Source organism: Paenibacillus sp. 4624 (genome assembly GCF_050435065.1).
Taxonomy (GTDB): Bacteria; Bacillota; Bacilli; order Paenibacillales; family Paenibacillaceae; genus Paenibacillus; species Paenibacillus amylolyticus_D.
On record NZ_JBNDJR010000008.1, the window covers coordinates 86,268 to 105,448 of the forward strand.

At 45.0% G+C, this 19,181-nt stretch carries 29 protein-coding genes and 1 pseudogene; all 30 read left to right on the forward strand.

Going from position 1 to position 19,181, the window contains the following annotated elements:
* Positions 1-108: 108 nt before the first annotated feature.
* The 30 genes and pseudogenes from ABIE27_RS18660 to ABIE27_RS18805 all read left to right on the forward strand — a co-directional run bounded on the left by ABIE27_RS18660 (position 109) and on the right by ABIE27_RS18805 (position 19,161).
* Positions 109-1,131: a phosphodiester glycosidase family protein gene (locus ABIE27_RS18660; RefSeq protein ID WP_429351219.1), complete on the forward strand. Its 1,023-nt coding sequence runs from the start codon at positions 109-111 to the stop codon at positions 1,129-1,131.
* 1 nt (position 1,132) lies between these two features.
* Complete coding sequence (locus ABIE27_RS18665; protein ID WP_123065177.1) at positions 1,133-2,146, forward strand: bifunctional glycosyltransferase family 2/GtrA family protein; 1,014 nt, start codon at positions 1,133-1,135, stop codon at positions 2,144-2,146.
* 206 nt (positions 2,147-2,352) lie between these two features.
* A complete protein-coding gene (locus tag ABIE27_RS18670) occupies positions 2,353-3,066 on the forward strand; it encodes an AAA family ATPase (protein WP_123065176.1) in 714 nt (237 codons plus the stop codon).
* A gap of 63 nt (positions 3,067-3,129) precedes the next feature.
* Positions 3,130-3,618 carry a cysteine hydrolase family protein gene (locus ABIE27_RS18675; RefSeq protein WP_123065175.1) on the forward strand — a complete coding sequence of 163 codons (489 nt, stop codon included), beginning with the start codon at positions 3,130-3,132 and terminating at the stop codon, positions 3,616-3,618.
* Positions 3,619-3,687: 69 nt separating this feature from the next.
* A complete protein-coding gene (locus ABIE27_RS18680; protein WP_123065174.1) occupies positions 3,688-3,918 on the forward strand; it encodes a hypothetical protein in 231 nt (76 codons plus the stop codon).
* Positions 3,919-3,984: 66 nt separating this feature from the next.
* On the forward strand, positions 3,985-4,614 hold the full coding sequence (locus ABIE27_RS18685; protein ID WP_123065173.1) for a hypothetical protein: 630 nt from the start codon (positions 3,985-3,987) through the stop codon (positions 4,612-4,614).
* 42 nt (positions 4,615-4,656) lie between these two features.
* On the forward strand, positions 4,657-5,121 hold the full coding sequence (locus ABIE27_RS18690; RefSeq protein ID WP_429351220.1) for a GNAT family N-acetyltransferase: 465 nt from the start codon (positions 4,657-4,659) through the stop codon (positions 5,119-5,121).
* Positions 5,122-5,196: 75 nt separating this feature from the next.
* The gene (locus tag ABIE27_RS18695; protein WP_123065171.1) at positions 5,197-5,706 is read left to right on the forward strand and encodes a hypothetical protein; all 510 of its coding nucleotides are present in this window, start codon (positions 5,197-5,199) and stop codon (positions 5,704-5,706) included.
* Between the two features lie 192 nt (positions 5,707-5,898).
* Positions 5,899-6,303, forward strand: coding sequence for a hypothetical protein (locus tag ABIE27_RS18700; RefSeq protein ID WP_429351221.1), 405 nt, complete (start codon positions 5,899-5,901; stop codon positions 6,301-6,303).
* 21 nt (positions 6,304-6,324) lie between these two features.
* A complete protein-coding gene (locus ABIE27_RS18705; RefSeq protein ID WP_123065170.1) occupies positions 6,325-6,675 on the forward strand; it encodes an immunity protein Imm33 domain-containing protein in 351 nt (116 codons plus the stop codon).
* Positions 6,676-6,738: 63 nt separating this feature from the next.
* The gene (locus ABIE27_RS18710) at positions 6,739-6,906 is read left to right on the forward strand and encodes a hypothetical protein (RefSeq protein ID WP_161556960.1); all 168 of its coding nucleotides are present in this window, start codon (positions 6,739-6,741) and stop codon (positions 6,904-6,906) included.
* 234 nt (positions 6,907-7,140) lie between these two features.
* Entirely contained in the window at positions 7,141-7,650 is a 510-nt protein-coding gene (locus tag ABIE27_RS18715; RefSeq protein ID WP_429351222.1) for a hypothetical protein, read from the forward strand.
* A 29-nt stretch (positions 7,651-7,679) separates the two neighbouring features.
* Positions 7,680-7,934, forward strand: coding sequence for a DUF7660 family protein (locus ABIE27_RS18720; RefSeq protein WP_429351223.1), 255 nt, complete (start codon positions 7,680-7,682; stop codon positions 7,932-7,934).
* A gap of 69 nt (positions 7,935-8,003) precedes the next feature.
* Positions 8,004-8,483 carry an NUDIX hydrolase gene (locus ABIE27_RS18725; protein WP_429351224.1) on the forward strand — a complete coding sequence of 160 codons (480 nt, stop codon included), beginning with the start codon at positions 8,004-8,006 and terminating at the stop codon, positions 8,481-8,483.
* Positions 8,484-8,516: 33 nt separating this feature from the next.
* Positions 8,517-8,804 (forward strand): GNAT family N-acetyltransferase, encoded by a 288-nt coding sequence (locus ABIE27_RS18730; protein WP_429351225.1) that lies wholly within the window; start codon positions 8,517-8,519, stop codon positions 8,802-8,804.
* Positions 8,805-8,985: 181 nt separating this feature from the next.
* Positions 8,986-9,378, forward strand: a complete 393-nt coding sequence (locus ABIE27_RS18735; RefSeq protein ID WP_429351226.1) for a hypothetical protein — start codon at positions 8,986-8,988, stop codon at positions 9,376-9,378.
* An 81-nt stretch (positions 9,379-9,459) separates the two neighbouring features.
* The gene (locus ABIE27_RS18740) at positions 9,460-10,017 is read left to right on the forward strand and encodes a GNAT family N-acetyltransferase (RefSeq protein WP_429351227.1); all 558 of its coding nucleotides are present in this window, start codon (positions 9,460-9,462) and stop codon (positions 10,015-10,017) included.
* A 40-nt stretch (positions 10,018-10,057) separates the two neighbouring features.
* Positions 10,058-10,702 (forward strand): Type 1 glutamine amidotransferase-like domain-containing protein, encoded by a 645-nt coding sequence (locus ABIE27_RS18745; protein ID WP_429351228.1) that lies wholly within the window; start codon positions 10,058-10,060, stop codon positions 10,700-10,702.
* A gap of 59 nt (positions 10,703-10,761) precedes the next feature.
* Positions 10,762-11,613, forward strand: coding sequence for a PhzF family phenazine biosynthesis isomerase (locus ABIE27_RS18750; RefSeq protein WP_429351329.1), 852 nt, complete (start codon positions 10,762-10,764; stop codon positions 11,611-11,613).
* Between the two features lie 26 nt (positions 11,614-11,639).
* Positions 11,640-12,404, forward strand: a complete 765-nt coding sequence (locus ABIE27_RS18755) for an aminoglycoside adenylyltransferase domain-containing protein (RefSeq protein ID WP_429351229.1) — start codon at positions 11,640-11,642, stop codon at positions 12,402-12,404.
* 15 nt (positions 12,405-12,419) lie between these two features.
* Positions 12,420-12,692, forward strand: a complete 273-nt coding sequence (locus ABIE27_RS18760; protein WP_123065162.1) for a hypothetical protein — start codon at positions 12,420-12,422, stop codon at positions 12,690-12,692.
* Between the two features lie 21 nt (positions 12,693-12,713).
* Positions 12,714-13,025: pseudogene (locus tag ABIE27_RS18765) on the forward strand (GNAT family N-acetyltransferase); the annotation flags it as partial.
* Between the two features lie 32 nt (positions 13,026-13,057).
* Positions 13,058-13,654, forward strand: coding sequence for an HD domain-containing protein (locus ABIE27_RS18770; protein ID WP_123065160.1), 597 nt, complete (start codon positions 13,058-13,060; stop codon positions 13,652-13,654).
* A gap of 45 nt (positions 13,655-13,699) precedes the next feature.
* Complete coding sequence (locus ABIE27_RS18775; protein ID WP_429351230.1) at positions 13,700-14,152, forward strand: NUDIX hydrolase; 453 nt, start codon at positions 13,700-13,702, stop codon at positions 14,150-14,152.
* A 98-nt stretch (positions 14,153-14,250) separates the two neighbouring features.
* On the forward strand, positions 14,251-15,039 hold the full coding sequence (locus ABIE27_RS18780; RefSeq protein ID WP_123065158.1) for a hypothetical protein: 789 nt from the start codon (positions 14,251-14,253) through the stop codon (positions 15,037-15,039).
* Positions 15,040-15,090: 51 nt separating this feature from the next.
* Complete coding sequence (locus ABIE27_RS18785; protein WP_161556958.1) at positions 15,091-15,759, forward strand: zinc dependent phospholipase C family protein; 669 nt, start codon at positions 15,091-15,093, stop codon at positions 15,757-15,759.
* Entirely contained in the window at positions 15,756-16,205 is a 450-nt protein-coding gene (locus ABIE27_RS18790; RefSeq protein WP_123065156.1) for a hypothetical protein, read from the forward strand. Before ABIE27_RS18785 ends, ABIE27_RS18790 begins: the two co-directional genes overlap by 4 nt.
* A 40-nt stretch (positions 16,206-16,245) precedes the next feature.
* Positions 16,246-16,827: a GNAT family N-acetyltransferase gene (locus ABIE27_RS18795; protein WP_123065155.1), complete on the forward strand. Its 582-nt coding sequence runs from the start codon at positions 16,246-16,248 to the stop codon at positions 16,825-16,827.
* A 142-nt stretch (positions 16,828-16,969) separates the two neighbouring features.
* Entirely contained in the window at positions 16,970-17,509 is a 540-nt protein-coding gene (locus ABIE27_RS18800; protein ID WP_123065154.1) for a PH domain-containing protein, read from the forward strand.
* Complete coding sequence (locus ABIE27_RS18805; protein WP_429351231.1) at positions 17,506-19,161, forward strand: PH domain-containing protein; 1,656 nt, start codon at positions 17,506-17,508, stop codon at positions 19,159-19,161. Before ABIE27_RS18800 ends, ABIE27_RS18805 begins: the two co-directional genes overlap by 4 nt.
* The last annotated feature ends 20 nt before the right edge of the window (positions 19,162-19,181 follow it).

Genomic DNA, 19,181 nt, shown 5'->3' on the forward strand with positions numbered 1-19,181 from the left:
TTTTTAATATAAACGATGTTCACCTTGTCTCTTCGTTTCAGATTCATTTAAGTTACCGGCCCTAATATGGCACTATAACGATAATGAATCTGGAGAGGTGAACGATACATGATCCAACTCTTTCAAAAAACAAACCGGAAAGATCAACATAGCATGTCCGTTTCCCGCAAAAAACGCAGGTGGCTTACGATTACCCTGGTGGCTGTAATTGTGATAGGCAGCATCCTGTACAGCCTGGCTGACCGATATTTGATTCGGCATGTACAGGTGGTTGTGGCTGATGATAACACGGCAGCTACTCATACAACGCCGAATGCTGTATCTGGGGGAACCGCAGGTACAAATTCTACTACGACTGCAACGGATGTACATGCAACGTCAGATGACTGGAATTACAGCAGTGATGATCTAAAGATTCAGATCCAGAAAATGCAGACAGGCTCCGGCTCGGATCAAATTACGTATTATGTGGCTGATGTACAGGCGAAGGACGCGAGCAGTTTACGAACTGCACTGGCGGACAATAGCTTTGGTACCAATATCACAGAGGACACATCAGAGATTGCCGAAGCAAACAATGCGATTTTTGCGATAAACGGTGACTATTACGGATTCCGTGATGATGGTGTCATTATTCGTAATGGCGTTTTGTATCGGGACAGCCCGACAAGGGATGCGCTAGCCCTGTTTAATGACGGGACGATCCGAACGTACAATGAAAATGATATTTCTTCTGCTGAACTGCTGGCAGAAGGGGTAACCAATACGTTATCCTTTGGCCCGATTCTGGTGCAGAAAGGTGAAATTACCAGTGATTTCAGCCGTGTGAAAATCGACAATAACTTTGGCAACCGCTCCATTCAGGATGCGAATCCTCGAACGGCTATCGGCATGATTGCGCCGAACCACTATGTGTTCGTTGTGGTCGATGGCAGACAGGATGACAGCCGGGGCATGACGCTGGCTGAACTTGCCCAGACGATGAAAGACCTGGGTGCAACCGAAGCGTATAACCTGGACGGCGGTGGTTCATCCACCATGTATTTCATGGGCAGAGTGGTGAACAATCCGTTGGGACGTAATCGGGAGCGTGGCGTAAGTGACATTCTGTATTTGACGGAGGGACAATAATATGACCATCCTTATTCCATCCTATGAACCTGACGTTCGTTTATTGAATCTGGTTATGCAATTGCAGACGTTTAAGCTTGGGCCAATTGTCATCGTGGATGATGGCAGCGGGGATGCATACCGCGGAATTTTCAAGACAGCTGAGGCATATGGCTGTACAGTGCTCACTCACGAAGTCAATCTGGGTAAAGGGAGGGCGCTGAAAACGGGCTTTCAGTATATTAGAGAGCATGGCCCGCAAGGCGGAGTTGTATGTGCAGACAGTGACGGGCAACATCTGCCACATGATATTCGCAGCATCGTTGAGACACTGCTTGCTCAGACAAACCCTGGCATTGTGTTAGGTAGCCGTCGCTTTACAGGAAAGGTGCCAGCCCGCAGCCGTTTCGGTAACCGTGTTACCCGTGCTGTATTTTCGCTGACAACAGGCATTAAGGTGTATGACACGCAGACGGGACTTCGTGGTTTTCCATATGCGATGCTGGACTGGCTGTGCCAAATTCCGGGTGAACGGTTTGAGTATGAGATGAATATGCTGCTAACCGCACATAAGGAAGGGTATGCAATTACAGAAGAATTCATTGATACGGTCTATCTGGACCACAATGAGTCATCCCATTTCCGTCCTTTAGCAGACTCGTTTCGCATATATATGCCCATTCTGATGTTCAGTACTTCGTCTGTCATATCTGCCCTGATTGATTTTGGATTATTATTTATCGTACAGTATTTTACACACAATCTGTTCCTGTCCGTGGTAGCAGCAAGGCTCTGTAGCTCTATGTTCAACTACACCATCAATCGCAAATATGTATTCTCCGCAGGTCGGAGCGCCAAGATCCGGCAGTCGTTACCGAAATATTTCTCGCTTGTAATGCTCGTGTTGCTGCTAAACTATGGATTGTTATATTTCTATAATGAACAACTAATCATCCCGCTGTTGGCGGCTAAAATTCTAACGGAAATTTCAATCTTTGTGTTTAGCTATTGGGCACAGCGCAGGTTTGTTTATTAATCCGTCTGAGGATCATGCGCTTCCGTTTAGCTCTCAACTGTGGTGCCCTGCTCGATAACAAGTGTGGCCAGCCACATGGATAAGCAATATAAAGAGTGAGCCAACGGGCTCGCTCTTTTTCAGTTGAAGCGGTTTCCAAAATATTGGAGTATAGGGTACGATGGAAATAGAGGTTAAGTGAATGAACCTAATGCAGGAGGTGGATCATGTATCTTCGAAGTGTTGAATTAATGTCAGACAAGATTGAGCAGCCTGGGGAATATCCCTTTAATATCCCATCGATTCGTTCCTTGGAGCGGCTGACGTTAAGCAATAACGTTACGTTTTTTGTTGGTGAAAATGGATCTGGAAAATCAACATTGCTGGAAGGCATCGCTCATCAATGTGAATTCAACACCGCTGGGGGCGGGCGGAATAATGTATTTGAAACACATGCATCAGAGTCCTCCCTAGGAGATTATCTAAGACTCGCCTGGTTGCCTAAGATGGCAAACGGTTTTTTCTTGCGATCTGAATCCTTCTATCAGTTTGCATCACATGTCGATGAGATGCCGGAATCGCTACGATATTATGGTGGGCGTTCGCTGCATGAGCAATCCCATGGGGAGTCTTTTCTTAACTTGTTCATTAACCGTTTCAGTTCAAAGGGGATTTATCTGCTTGATGAGCCAGAGGCTGCGTTGTCTCCAGCCCGGCAGCTTTCGTTGCTGAGAATTCTTCATGACTTGTCGAGTACTTCGCAATTTATCATTGCTACACATTCGCCCATTTTGCTCGGGTACCCCGGGGCGGAAATTTTAAGTTTTGACGAAGGACATATTCACGAGATTAGGTATGAGGATACAGATCATTATCAGATCACTCGCAGCTTTCTGGAGAACCGGGATCGAATGCTGAATGAATTGTTTAGGGATGATTAGCCTGATCCATTGACAGGACGGGATAGTAAATATAAAACGTTAGACATTAAAGGGAGAGATTAGATGAAAACAGGATTGATTATTGTGGATATGCAAGAGAGCATTGTGCGTCAAAAGATGGATCAGAAGGCCATAGACCATGCCTGCGAATATATTAATCACGTCGCGAACGTGCTTCGCTCCAATGACCATGTGGTCGTCCATGTTCAGGATGTGGAAGGCATGGAGGGAGCAGAACCCGAACAGTATCAGGTCATTCCCGAGATTGATGTGGATGGGGAAGATATTATCGTAACAAAAGAGAGTTCCAATGCATTCTGGCAGACCAATCTCGAGCAGACGCTCAAGGATTTAGGCGTTGGACTGCTCATTGTATCCGGCTTTGCCGCAGAAGAATGTGTCCTGTTCACATACAATGGTGCCATGGAGCGTGGCTTTAGACCTGTATTGCTACAGAATGGCATTCTCAGCACATTTCCGGATGCCGTAACCTCAGCCTATAGGGATCGTAACGTGATTTCGTACCCGGTGGTCGATTATTTGATCCGATAACGGATGTCGTAAGCAAAGCTTACTTTTCGTCTAGGAGAAGATTTAGTATTTTTAAAGGGGGCGAAGAGGATGGACCAGTACGACAATGTTTTCCTGTTACTTCTCTCTTTCATCGGTCTGATCTGGACGGTAAAGGGCATAAAGAAAAAGTTGCGGCTGATGGTGTTTTTCGGAGTCATTCTGATGTTGGCACCTGTGCTTGTGATTACGGGCAGGATGGTTTGGTTACCGCTTGTAAGCTCGGTTGCTCTTGTTTCTTCTTTGATTGTGCGGAAAGACGTGAACAGGACAAAACTTTGAAAGAGGGGAAGCCATGCTGCTTCGTCATTGAAATCATAACATCTCAGGATAAAAGGAGGGCTTCGCTTGCCTTGGCCAATGGTTCATTTTGCAATTGCAGCCGAAATCAGTTCGGCCCCATCTCCGTCTCTATTGCTGGGGAGTTTAGCACCGGATTCCATTCATGTGAGAACGAACATACGCAGTGAAAAGGCAAAAACTCACCTGATGGTTGTAGAACATGAATTTCCTACAGATGCCGATTATCAGCAGGTGATTGAATCTAACAGACATGGGATGAAGAAAGACCCTCAATTTTCGCAATACTTATGCGGTTACATTGCTCATATATACACTGATCGTGAGTGGACTTATCAGATTTATCCATCATACGAAGCTGACCCGAATGGACGAATCGTGTACACCCATGATGTGAAAAAGCTAGAGTTCAGAATCCTCCGAGAATATGCTGATGCTTCCCGATGGTTAGATCAGCTGAACACAGCAAAGGCATATGAATTTGGTGGTCTGACAGCACAGGAGGTGTACGAATATAGGGAAGAAAAGCTGGATTTTTTTATGAATAGGGACAACGAGCCTGTAGATGATTTAATTATAGTAACGATGGACTCTATATCCTCATTTATTCAGAAAACCGCTTCCGATTTAAGTACGCTGTTCCAAGAATGGCATGTATACGAACATTTGCAATCATAGTGAGACAGGAAGTGGGGCAACAGGATGGGACAAGGTATTCATTTGGCACAATATGAAGAACGATATTATCAGGATTTAACCGGGTTTACGCTAAAAAATGAACAAGTTCACTTCTCGGCGTTGCCTGCCGAGGTGATCGAAGAGGCTATGATGAATCCGGACAAAGATCCGGTTGTTATTTTACATCAGGCTGTGCCTGTAGGGTTCTTTGTTTTACATAAAGGGTCAGAATACGTGGAGCCTGCGGAATCGGATCACAAAATACTCATTCGTGCGCTGTCGATCTCGGAGCAATATCAAGGGAAAGGTTATGCACTGGATGCCATGAAGCAACTGCCTGATTGGGTACGTAAGTTTCACCCAGAAGTTGACGAAATCATTCTCGCTGTGAATGAGGCAAATAAGGCTGCATATCAGTTGTATGTAAAATCTGGTTTTCTCGACCTTGGGTTGATCCGAATGGGCAGCCGCGGTATTCAGCATATTTTGCACTACACCATGAGGTAGGGAGGCAACATAAATGGACATCAACATGAAGCTCGAACCACATACAAGTAAACAGTGAATAGAGAGGAGCTTGTAATGAAGGCTGAGATCAGAAAAGAAGATTTAAATTCCCAAAAACTAAGCTGGCTGTGTATTGAACCGATGCTGCTTTCCGTCCGCGGACAGAGTATGGAAGCCAAAAAAGAGGTATACCTGCGGCTAATCGAAGGGCAACAAGCGCTATACCTGTTTTACTCCTATCACAATCACACCAAAAGTCTGGCAGAGTTTTATTGGTTCTCGGCGTATAACATCATTGATTTGCGTAGCTGGAGCGGGATCAGGAAAGGCATGCAATTTTTTGATTTGAATGAGATGGTGGATGTACTGGATGATATTGAAGCACTTATAACGGATGCCAAAAAATCCGAAGAAACGTGGCACGAAGTATCGCCAACCGATTTGGAGCATAATCCTCATTTGCTTCAGCAGACGGAGCTGTTATACGCAGCATATCAGCAAGCTTCGCAACAAGCGATCATGACAATGAATGAGTGGGTTCGGCAGCATCAAGACTTGGTTTTAGAGGTTAAGGAAGAAGATTGAAAAGTTCTAAAAGTGCGTGAAACTACTCGATATGGAACATCGTTATTTCTTCTACAGGTAACGTTGCCGGAGGCATGGGCATCATTTGGTTGTTTTTCAAAGAGATGTTGGAGTTGATTACACCTTGGTTCCCGGGATTGCAAAAAAGCGGAAGAATTAAACGACATTCTGAAGTAAGTCAGGTGAACAGAGATGAATGAAGATGAATTGTTGCAATTATACGGAGTGGAGCCTGGCAAGAATCAGCGGGAATCCATTTGTAAGCTGCTTCAACAAGAGATGGAGAACCAGGAAACAGAGGATCATGAGGTGTTGAAACTGCTGTGTGTTATGTTGTTTGCTCTCGGTAGCGTAGAGGACACAGAGCTGATCTGGGAGGCCAAACGAAAAAATCAGGACACGGGTAGTTATATTGATGTGCAGCTGCTTTGTGGTGCAGGCTTTGAAGAAACCATAGCTTATTTGGAAAAAAAGGGCGGCGAACAAGCGCATGAACAGCTGCTATATCTTAGGCAGTGCGAGCCTTATAATTTTGTGGATTTTTCCATAGATCAATGGTTATCTGGATACAAAGTGTATTACGGCAACGGCATTTGAAACCAAGGGGGGAGAGCGATTGTGAAACAGGAGAACGCTATACACGTGCAGGAGCAACTTTGTGAGAAATACCATGCAGACTATGTTCCGAGCGAACCCCACCTGAAGGTAGGGATTTCCTGGAACGTGAAGGAGAAACGTGAACCCATTCACGGGATGCGAATTCAGCCAGAAGGCGATACGACAGGCTGGTACATCTGGGCCGAGGAATACTCGTCAGCCGATGACTTCTTCGTCCCTCTGCACGTTACACATATCGATGAATGGGATTCGAAAATTAGTCGATATCTCGGACTTGCTCCGGGATGGAGGTTCCTGATTGCCGAAGATTATGAGGATGTATGGTATGATGAAGGGTTGCTTAACAGATAAGAAAGAGGTATTAGATTTGAGTTTAACACGATGTGAAGATTTTACGAAATGAGGCCAGCAAAGATGGTAATTCAGCATAGAAAAACTAGAACTAGAAGCAGAAGATTACAGATTAGCGTTGCTTTGGTGGCTCTGGTGGTTGGAATTTTGGCACTAACGAATCCAAATGAAAAAGATTTTGAGGCATGGCTTGAAAGTGAGTATGGAGGATGGGAAGGAGCTCCGAGTTAAGGGTACAGGGATATTCAATAGGTTTGTAAATAAATAATGGAGCTAGCGCGCTTGCATCTGGCATGGATAGATCCATGCAGGCAGCGTGTTTTTTTATGATGGAGGGATGTGGCCTTGAAGTTGACTTATTTCGTTCGTTCGCAAATCCCACATTATGGGTTATGATGTACCTGGGAGAAGATTTTTACAGCGACAGGAATTCATGGGTTGAAAACGAACTGGGAGTGAAGTGGAATGATCCGAAAGTTTGCCTTGATCCTCGGTGTTATGTTGTTGCTTGTAACGGCTTGTCAGAGTAAAACAGAGCCTGAGGATACACAGCAACCAGATGTCTCGGTAAGTACGAATGACGAATTATCCGTGGATGAAGATGAATCAGCAGTCTCTACGCCACAAGATGAAGTTGCCCCGCCCGAATATGTGGATGAGAGCAAGTATTCCGGTGATGAGCTGGAAATTGTCAAACTAATGAATACGCGTATGCGTTACTTATATGAACAAGATGAAAAGGGATATATGAGCCTCTTTGCGCCGGAATCTCCGATCTCTGGCATGCCGAATTATACGTTTCGCAAAATCATTTCCATGGGTGGCATTACGATTACGGAACAAAAAAAGCTCTATCAAGGTGTTGTAATCATTACGGAATTGGAAGACGACATCGACTCCAGCTCCACCATGGTGTTTTGGAAATGGAAAGCAGATGGTGAGCATGCGAAATGGATCATTGCGGACATCGATTAACAAGTACAGCATGAAAGAAGGTACAGAACGTGGTGCAGAAGACTTTATTTGAACTTGTGAATGAGGTGCAGGATGAAGCAAGTTTTATTGCTTTCCTAAGTGCTCTAAGTAAGGATCGACAAACCTGTCCCGGTGAATGGCAGCATGATTCGATAGAATCATTTTTGGAAGCGTCAGCCGATTGGGGGCAGGAATCCATTCACGGATTAACGCATTATGTGAAGCCTGATAACCCTTGGAAGCGATGTGCTCAGATCATGTATATGGGCAAAATTTATGAGTAATAGTTTCGTGTTTGTAAGCGGATTTCAAAATGGGTTTGCTGAAGGATGGGCGGTTCGATGACTGATGCGGTGAACAGAAACATTTCGTATATGCAGGACAACAGTCGATTTAACTTTCGAGTAGCCGGTATCGTACTGGATGCGGACAGAGTTCTTTTACACCAGGCGAAGCAGGATGATTTCTGGAACTTGCCTGGCGGGCGAGTGGAGATGAATGAATCAACGGAGGATGCGATTCGACGCGAGATGATGGAGGAGCTTAGCGTGTCTATTCAGGTAGAGAAGCTGGCATTTGTGTGCGAAGACTTCTATGAGTACGATGGCAAGGAGATGCATGAGATCGGATTCTATTATGTGATTTCTTTGCCCGAAGGCCATTCCTTTTATGATGAACCCGAGTTCAATGGTTTGGAGCGCGATGGCGAATTAACGTTCCGCTGGTTTCCGATCCAAGAGACAGAGCAGATGGAGATTTACCCTGTTTTTTTGCGAAAAGAACTTGTTAATCTTCGTGATGCGAGCAGCATTAGACACTTTATTCAGAGATAGAGGGGTAGCGAGTGGATATTACATTTATTCGTCATGGTCACGCGGTTCATGGATATTGAGCCTTGCCGTAATGTGGAGGAAGCCGAGGAGATGATCCAGTTTCATATCGGTGACTCGGGCTGCAGATATGGAGTTTTTAATAAAATAACCCATCAATTGATCGGCACAGCAGGTTATCACTGTTGGAATCCGAACGTACCATCCAGCGCAGAGATCGGGTTTGATCTAGCCCCTTCTTATTGGGGACAGGGGCTGATGCGAGAAGCATTAACGGCCTTGATTCCTATGGGATGGAACATCATGAAACTGGGATTGGATTGAAGCAACTGTGGAGCAAAAAAATATTCAATCACAGCGGCTACTCGGGAAATTAAACTTTATCAAGTCGGATGAACTGAAGGACGGCCTTTTTTATTACACGTTACATAGGGAATCTATCACATTTGACTAAGCTAGTCTGATGCACTTAAAAGGCTCGACTGACATCGAGTAGGAGGTTTGCATGAAGTCTATTTCTCTTTCATTTTCGATACTTTTAGCCAGTTTTATTTTAGGAGTGTCATTTATTGTTGGCTCTGTACTGCTCATGAATCAGGACAAAGATCAAAGTAATGGAACTCTGAATCAGACAGCGGAACAGCAGACGCTCTTGCCTGACAAGGTTTTGTTAACATTGAACGAAACCGCTACCTATCTAGGAATGAACGAAGATCAGGTGATGAGTATTATTAAAACAGAGCAGAGCAGTCTGAATGCATTTCACCACTTTGAGGGGAAGATGTTTCCCTTTATCAAAGTCCAGGATCAATTTTACGTAAGTCGGGCTGAGCTGGATTTGTGGATACAGGATGCATCAAGCAACCATAGTAGATACATTAATGGGGAATTACAATAGTTATGTCATGTAGCGTTATTCATATCTTCTGATCATCTGCGTATATATCGTTATTTTTAGAGAGGAGATATAAACACTAACATGGAAATCATAGGACAACAGATTCGGATTACTAGTTTAACCGAGCAGGATATGGATTTTATGAGCAAACTGGAATGTGATGCGAGCTTATGGACTTTTGAAGAAACCGTTGAAACGAAGGTAGAGGACGCAAAGGAGAAGTACCGCAGTCATTTCCCGGTGGAAGGCGAGACGCCGTACGCATATGATTTTGTCATCCGCCGCTTGAACGATCCTCATGAGACACCAGTGGGTATGGTTCAGATGTGGAGTTACGTTGATTTTCGCAAAAGCTGGGAGATCGGTTTCGCGGTGTTGCCTGAATATTCAGGAAAAGGATACGGAAGCGAGTCGATCCGCTTATTACTGCAATTTGCATTTAACGAGTTACAAGCACACAAAGTCGTAGGTATGTGTAATGCCGAAAATGTAAGATCAGCGGCTTTGATGCAGCATGTAGGCATGACAAGAGAAGCCGTTTTCAAGGAAGAGTTATGGTGGCAGGGTAAGTGGACAGATCAGTGTTTTTTCTCCATTTTGGACAGAGAGTTTAAGCATGAAATGGACGTAAGGCGGTAGTAAACTAAGACAAGCCTAAATACCAGAGGGGGTTAATCTAGTGGCAAGGCGTAAACTGGTTTTGCTCAGCGATTTGTATTTTGAATCCAATGATGAACTGAATGAGAGAATTCGAAGCTTGTTCCTGCACCAAAAGCCTTCAATCGGTTACATCCCTTCCTGTTCTGATCCACAGCGAATTTATGTCGAGCATACTCGGCGTTTTTATCGTCAGTTTGGGATTGAAGATGTGCAGTATTATGATCTCGATACCGAGTATGAGGAAAGCATGCCGGACTCCCTTTTCGAATGTGATGCGATTCATTTATCTGGCGGAAATACGTTTTATTTTTTAAGTTTGCTACAGCAACGAAATATGCTTGAACAGCTACGTTCCTATATCAGTGACGGTGGTATTTTGATTGGGGTTAGCGCGGGCAGTATCCTGATGACACCTACGATTCAAATAGCTGGATACGGTGAGGATGCAGACGAGAATCATACCGGTTTGACAGATTTAGAAGCCCTTGCTCTTGTAGATTTCGAGTTTGCACCCCATTGGGATCGTTCGGAAGAAATGATGCAACCATTCAGAGAATATGCTCAAAACCATCAAACCAAGGTATATGCGTGTCCGGATGGTGGGGCTGTTGTTGTTGAAAATGAATCACTTGAATTATACGGCGGGGCAACTCCTGCTTTGTAAAGAGAGGATGAAGAGTTGATGCGTGCTATCCAAGTGCACCACTTGAAGCTTTTTCAAGCATTCCAGGCAAAGGCAACCCGGCGGGCGTTGTTTTTGAAGCAGATCATCTGAGCGAAATTGCAATGCAACAGATTGCTCATGCCGTTGGTTTTAATGAGACGGTATTTGTATTGAAGTCTAGAGCGGCCGATGTTCGGTTGCGTTATTTCACTCCGGGCCACGAGATTAATCTGTGTGGTCATGCGACCATGGCGGCGATGTATGGGCTTAAGGCACGTGATGTATTAAAAGGAAAAGATTCCATTACGATTGAAACGAACGTAGGTGTATTGCCAATTCAGTTTGAGCAACAAGGTGACACCTGGTTGATGGAGATGAAGCAGGACCAGCCGCGGTTTATTCCCTTTCAAGGGAATGTTGAGAAACTGGCTAAGGCAATTCATCTGACAACGGATGATCTGGACATGACCATGCCTATCGTATACGGAAGTACAGGTGCGTGGACGTTATTAATCCCGATTCGTCGTTTAGATGTATTTGTTAAAATGAAACCGTATTCTTCTCAGTTCCCGGACATTTTATCTGAAAATCCCAAGTCATCCTTACATCCCTTCTGCTTCGAAACCCGCGATGCAGATGCTCTGATGCATGCAAGGCATTTCTCTTCGCCATACTCAGGCACAACGGAAGACCCTGTCACAGGCACCGCATCAGGGGTGATGGGTGCCTATTATTTGACGTATGTGAATCAGGAGATTCACGAAGTTGATTTTATCGTAGAACAGGGGCATGAGATTAATAGAGATGGCAAGGTTCAGGTGAACGTACGCCGGGAGCAAGAGGGAATGGATGTCCGAATCAAGGGGACGGCTGTTTACGTTCGGGAGATGAAAGTGGACATAGACAGTTGAAGTGATGACAGAAGGAGAGAGTCGCTATGGACGAAAAGTCCGTATTGAGCAGAGTCATCGATATATTAAAGGAAGAGTTAACCGACGCGTTAACAGGAGTGTATTTGCATGGCTCCATGGCGATGGGATGTTTTCATCCGCTACAGAGTGATATCGATATTTTAGTTGTATGCAGAGAGAAACGCTCTTCTGAGACTTATCGCGGAATCGCCGACCAACTGATACGAATAGAAGATGAAATGCATCTTTCGAAAGGGTTTGAGATTAGTTTTGTACTAGAGTCAGCTATAACAGAAGGTCGATACCCTACGCCATTTGAGTTTCATTATTCTGCTTATCACCGGGAGAAGTACAGAAATAATCCTGATTATCTCTGTGGTGGTGATGATGACCCGGATGTTGTTGCACATATGGCGGTTATCTATGAAAGAGGTATCGTGCTGTATGGCAAGCCGATCAAGAAATTGTTCCAACCGGCGAACCGCGAGCATGTCATTCATTCTATATCTTCCGATGCAAATTCAGCGTTGGAGGAGATTGCGGAGAATCCGGTCTATTACGTCTTAAGTTTGTCGCGCGTGCTGTTGTATATCCAGGAATCAGTGATTTACTCCAAGCGAGAGGCTGGAGAGCGTGCGGTGGCAGAAGCATTACCTGAACATCAGGAACTTGTCTCGCAATGTCTGGCTAAGTACAACGGGGAACGTGAATCGGTCAATGTGGATCATGCACGTTTAAGAGATTATGCCGAATATATGCTCAAACAAATTCATGAAGCTATGCAGGCTTAAAGGAGAACATGACATATGAAAGAGTCACAACGAATCAAATGGGAGAAACAATTAAAGCAAGGAAAAAGACATCATATTCTCGTGCGCGGCGTTCTCGGCTGGGGTCTGCCTTTGGCTTTTCTGTATACCTTGGTGATGACGTCATGGAGTGGACAAAGTTTAACCCTGAATGGCGAGTTTTATGTAAACTTACTGACTGCACTTGTTCTGTTTCCCGCCGCTGGCATCTGGTATGGTGCCTGGACGTGGAAAATCTTGAAAATGAAAGTCGAGCAAGGCAGAAGGTAAAGTGATGTCAAGTATTTCTGGACAAACGTCGATGCTTTTCTGCAGCATGGTGTTGGCTATGTTGTTACTCGCGAGGAAGAGATTGTGTGCATATGTCTTTCTGCTTTTGTCGAGGGGAACACACATGCCATTGACATTGAAACACTAGAAGGTCATCGTAAGCGAAATTATGCTGCCTTGGCGGCTCAAGCGTATATGAACGAATGTAACGATAGAGGCCTCCGTTCCTATTGGGATTGCTCTCCGGATAACATAGGTTCGATCCGTTTAGCACATGGTGCAGGTTTATCTCTGGATTTTAACTATCCGGTCTATTGGTACAGCATTTCATAGTGTATGCGTCAGTAATTGAAGGGGGTAAGAGCGTGGATGAGACACTAGAGTCACAGATCCAGTTTCTGATTGAAATAGACAAGCTGAAAACCATTGAACGAAGAACAAGAATTATCCATGGCGAACGGCTCGAAAATGATGCAGAACATTCTTGGCATCTAGCAATGATGGCATTCATATTGCATGGTCATTCTAACAAGGAAATCGACATGCTTAAAGTGATCAAGATGTTACTTGTGCATGATCTTGTTGAAATTGATGCGGGTGATACCTTTGCTTATGACACCCAAGGAAACACAGATAAACATGAACGAGAGCTTAAGGCCGCACATCGATTATTTGGTATGTTGCCAGAAGACCAAGCCGAAGAACTGTTAAGTCTGTGGATGGAGTTTGAGACCAAAGAGACACCGGAGGCCAGGTTTGCTTCTTCCATGGATCGGTTGCAGCCGATCATTCATAATCATCAGAATGAAGGTGATACATGGCAGAAATATAACATTACGAGTGATCAGGTATTAAATCGTAATGCTGAAATTGCGAATGGGTCGGCAACGCTGTGGAAGTATGCACAACAAATCGTACAACATTCGGTAGATCAGGGGATATTGAAACAATCCAAATCCTAATGAAGCTACCGATATTTTAACTACGTTTGGACTTAGGAGGATAACATGGGATACATCACGGATTTGCGAAAATTGGTAGGCACACGTCCTTTGATCATGGCAGGTTCATGTGTATTGGTATTTAATGAGCAAGGCCACCTGCTACTTCAGAGAAGGACAGACAGTTTGGATTGGGGCACCATTGGCGGTTCGCTTGAACCGGGTGAATCGTTAGAAGAGACTGCTGCGCGTGAACTATATGAAGAAGCAGGTCTACGGACGGAGGCGTATAAGCTGATTACCATATTTTCGGGTCAGGATATGTATTACCGTTATCCGCATGGAGATGAGGTCTACAATGTCATGGCGATCTATGAAGCAGGAGGTATTACAGACAGTCCGACGGTTATGGATGATGAAGGGTTAGAGCTCAGGTACTTCGACTTGACGCAGCCGATCCCCGATATCAATCCTTTCACCAAATATGTGCTGTCCAAAGCGGGATATATCCAAGGTTAGTAGGCGTTTCGCACAATATTATCATTTTTCTCTCAGTGATTTACGGATACTGATCTAGTATGATAAGAGTATCATTTTGCAAAGAGAGAGGGTTAGACATGGATACATTTTTGCAGCAAATTAACGAGTTAAATGAGCTTCAGATCGAGCTGGTCAGCCTGCATCCTTTTTTTGCAGAACACCATCCGGTTGTTGTAGCACACGAATCGTTGTTATATATCTATGATTATTCATCTGAAACCGGGCAATACGAATGGGTCAAAACCGTACCGGACGATCTGTACATCCCCGATGACTGTCTCGGTGCAATGCCCGTACATCATATAAACAATCGAATGTGCGCGATTGTGACGGCTTCTGTTTTCAAAGATTTAGAGCAGAAGGTTTTTCTGTTCCATGAATATGTTCATTGCTCTGTCTATGGAAAATACGGGGAACGCATCGTTGACCGTCTGCAGATTAAACATAGAATGACCCAGCTAAAGCGTGTAACCTGGGAGATCGATTATGAATTTCCGTACGAAGATGAGACTGTTGCGGGGCGGATTGAATCTCTTCTATCTGCGTTGAAAAGTGAGGATTTACAGCAAATTCAGGTGGCACGCACCGCATTGTTTCAATCTCTTTCAGAAGAGCAAGCGGAATACTGGAGCTGGCTGGAGTGGAATGAAGGTTTTGCGCGGTATGTTGAGAATTTGATTCGAGCCAAGTATGAATTGGAACCTAATCATTTTGGCGATGCAGCTCCTTTTAACCGTCTCGTTTTTTACGAGTGTGGGTCGGAATATATCCGTTTGCTGGTAAAGGAGCAGACTGCGTATCATACGGATCTGGAGAAGTTGTTTGACCGGATGCAGGACGAGAGAGTGGCAGGTTTGGTGAGCTAACGAGAGATTAAATATATAACCATTCCTTCAATGGAAAAAGGAGATATGTCTATGCCTCTGCCTATGGTACATCTAAGTGTAGCCCATCAATTGGCTGATACGTTGCCTGAACCGCTGGACCTGGGAGCATTTTATCTCGGAAATATTGCGCCGGATGCCATTCATATACGTGAGGGCACGACAAGGGACGACAAACAGCACACTCATTTTTATCCTAAGCAAGAAGACAATTATACTGGACGTCTCCAGAAATTTTATGGTGATTACATCAACGAGCGCACGAGTGAAGGCTGGACTTCCTTTGTTCTCGGTTATTTCATGCACGTGATGACGGATTATTACTGGTTTCGAAGTGTTTATCCCGCATTCGAGGAACAGGTTCGTGAGCATGACCAGTGTGAGGGAGTCGTGAGAACCAAGGAAGACCTGGCCCGTTTATATTACAAGGAGACGGATCAGATTGATTTTAATCTGTATCGCACCATGAATTGGAGCGAAGAAGTATGGTCGGCATTAAATAACTCGTCAGGGTATGAGATGACAGATCGTTTAACGGTAGATGAGATTCTACGCTGGCGTGAGCGTACGTATTCTTTTCTGCAGGGAAAAGCGCCGGGCATTATTCCGTATTACATTACCGAAGAGGTTGTACAAGCTTTTGTTCAAAAAACAGTCCCGCGCTTAATCGACTTATTAGCTGAATGGGAGGCCTTGAGGTGAGATATATCGGAAGGTTGCTTCTATTCTTCAGCGTCATCTTCATTGCAGCGTGCGGTGGCAACAATTCGAGTGAGATAGGCTCCATAGAGGCTGAGAGACTAGAACAGAGTCAGGGAATTCCTACGTTAATCACGTTATCGTGTAATCAAGCTCACTTCTCTAAAACATGCCGCGATGTAGAATTCGACCGCGCTGACGAGATACGCATCGTAACCGAAGCCATATTCAATGCTGAGCGTATGCAAGGGGCCCTTGATTATGTTGCTGAGTACAATATGAACATCACGTATGCAGATGGCTCCGTCACTCGGTACGATCTGTCACTGGGTGCAGATCCAAAGACGCAAGGTTTGCTTGTAAACCAGGAGGATACGATGACTGGATATACGATCCCTCTAGAGAACGCGAATCGACTCAGACAAATCATTCAGCGGCGTATTGACTAGAAGGAGCGGAAAGACAAACAACATGAATACAGGTATATAGATGAATGGAGATGCAGGCAAGTTGATAACAATCGGAACACTGACGACAGCAGATGTGGATGGAGCATATCATATTTTTGAGACAACGATTCCAGAAGCGTACCGTCAGGAAGGAATCGGATTCCTTCTGGATGAAATTCAGGAAGAGATTGAACATAAAAAGGCTGTTGTACAATCTGTTTTGCAACATGAATCTGATCTTGAACCAACGACGACGAGTCCCTTTTTCCTTGTTGCCCGAAAAGAAGGTAAGGTCGTAGGGACGATCTCATATGGGCCTTGCGGGAAAGTCGTTCAGGAATGCACCAACCATGGTCTGGATCACGTTGGAACGCTGGGCTCCCTGTATGTTTTACCTGAATTGCAGGGTCAAGGGATTGCTTCTGCACTTATTACAGCCCTGGTCACCGAACTACAGAAGCGGGGTGTCGCCCAATTTTGTCTAGACAGTGGTTATCGAATTGCACAGCAGAAGTGGCGGCAGAAGTTTGGAGAGCCGTATGTTGTGACGAAGGACTACTGGGGCGAAGGCAGTGAAAATATGGTATGGTTGTGTGAAGTAAAGGATTTTACTGGAAAATAAACAAAAACAAAAGATGACCCCCTGCACGTGAACAGGAGTCATCTTTTTTTACTTCTTTTACTTAGAGCGCATCGCTACATACGCATCATCGTAAAGTATACAGACAGAAGACAAAAAGAGAAGAGAGGAGAGGGACTGCAACATGACAGAAACAACAGATGCACCAGATAAAACAGGAACAACAGGAACAGAGGAATGGAGCCCGCCGCAACAGAAACTTTCCCCTCATGCCATAAGTTTGTGGAGAGTTAGCGCGATCCTCTACAACGTCATAGGCTTTGTGGTATTGGCAGCGCTGCTTATACTGGACTCCGTGTATGATTGGAGACCGTGGATCGGCTGGATTCTATGGGGAGTCACGGTTATATCCGCAGGTTATGCCGTATGGGATATCTTTTTGCAGCCAGTTTGGTTGTATCGATATTGGTTTTATGGCGTTAACGCAGAGTTTGTGCAACTGAAGCATGGGGCATTGAACAAGGTGCACCAGGTCATTCCGATGGCCAAGGTGCAATCCGTATCAACCAATCAGGGGCCATTGATGAGAAAATACGGACTGTACTCGGTGTCCATCGGAACGATGGGTTCATCTCATCATATACCGGCTTTGCCGGAAGATGTGGCATTTGCGCTGCGTAACCAGATTGCGGACTATGCCCGGATTAACGAGGTGGATGAATGACGGAGTTGAAAAGGCACCATGGACTTAGTTTGTTGTGGAGTCTGGGTAATCTGATCAAAAGCACATTTGCCTTCATTCTGTTTTTATTCGTATTCCGTGCAGGGTCAGATTCGACATGGGTTTTCTATGCAAGGATGATTTTTTACATTGGTATTTCAATCGCACTGATCTCTATCATCTGGAAATGGTTTACCACTCGTTATTCAGACGATGAGAAAGCTTTCCATATCTACACGGGGGCATTCAGTCGAACCCGTAGAACGATCCCGTATACGAAAGTACAAAATGTGAGCCGACATACGAGCTTTTTTCATCGATTGTTCGGTGTAACCTCTATACGCTTCGAAACAGGTATCAAGGGTGATGATGCGACGTTTCAGCTACAGGTCGTTTCGGTTTCTGAAGCAGAACGGTTAGAAAAGCAGGTAGCCCGTCATTTATCCGAGGTCCAAGCTACGGTTGAGGAAATTATGGATGATGAGCGGAACGCACAGGATGAGAAAAGCCAACGTACAGAGCAGTATATCGAAACTGGAGAACAAGCAGGTAGTGACGTAAGCGCAAATGCCATAGACAGTGACAATGGAATTAAAGCTTCAGGTAATGTGATCCGTACAGGTGACCATGAAGAAACAAGCGGCTTTTCTATACCTGCTGACAAAGCCTCACTCGAACGCGTCGTTCACTATCGTTCTGCGCGCAAAGATGTGTTTAAAGCATCGTTTACCTCACTTAGTTTTCTGGTGTTGATCCCGATCTTGGGTTCCTTGTACTCAACCGTAAAGGATTTCTTCCCAGACGAAACCGTAACCGAAAGCCTTGTATTATCCTGGCTTGAATCATGGTGGGTAACGAGCCTGATCATTCTGCTATTGATCCTTATATCCGTCGGGCTTGGAATTGTTCGCACCTTTGTGAAATATGGAGATTTCCAGATCACGTCCGATGACAAGCGAATTTATATTACGAAGGGCATGCTGGAAAAGACGTCGTTCTCGATCCAGAAAGACCGTGTACAGGCCGTCAAGATTACACAGTCCCTGATGAAAAGAATGCTGGGTCTTGCTGAGGTAGAACTTACAACCGCAGGTAGTTTGGGTGAAGCTAGCCAGGAGATTAACACATTATATCCCTTTTTACCTGTGAAGGAGGCCTATCGCATCATTGAAGAAATCTTGCCTTCCTACCATGTGACGGAGGAGATGCAGAGGTTGCCGCACAAAGCGTTGTGGTTGCGATTACTTATTCCAAGCTGGGGATGGATACTTGTCACGGGAGTGTTGGCATACTTCAAACCGGTTGTGTTCGGCGTTGAACAGGCATGGTGGATGATGTCGCTACTGCTGCTCGGTTTGATTCTAACAGGCAGGGTGGTTAATTTTTATCATACGCGGTACGCACTGAACGATCAGTTCATTCAATTTCGCTCAGGTGCGCTGACTTCGACACAGTTTCTGTCCAAACGGGAAAAGGTCATTGAAATCAAGATTACACGTCATCCCTTGCAGCGCAAGTTAGGGCTGGCTTCCATCCATACCGTAAATCGCGCCAAGCCTGTCATGCATCATCATGTTCACGATATACCGGGTGACGTGGCAAACGCGTTCCAGATGTGGTACATGAGGCGCTCCAACGAGGTGCAGATCCGGTAGACAAAGGCAAGGGGGGCGTT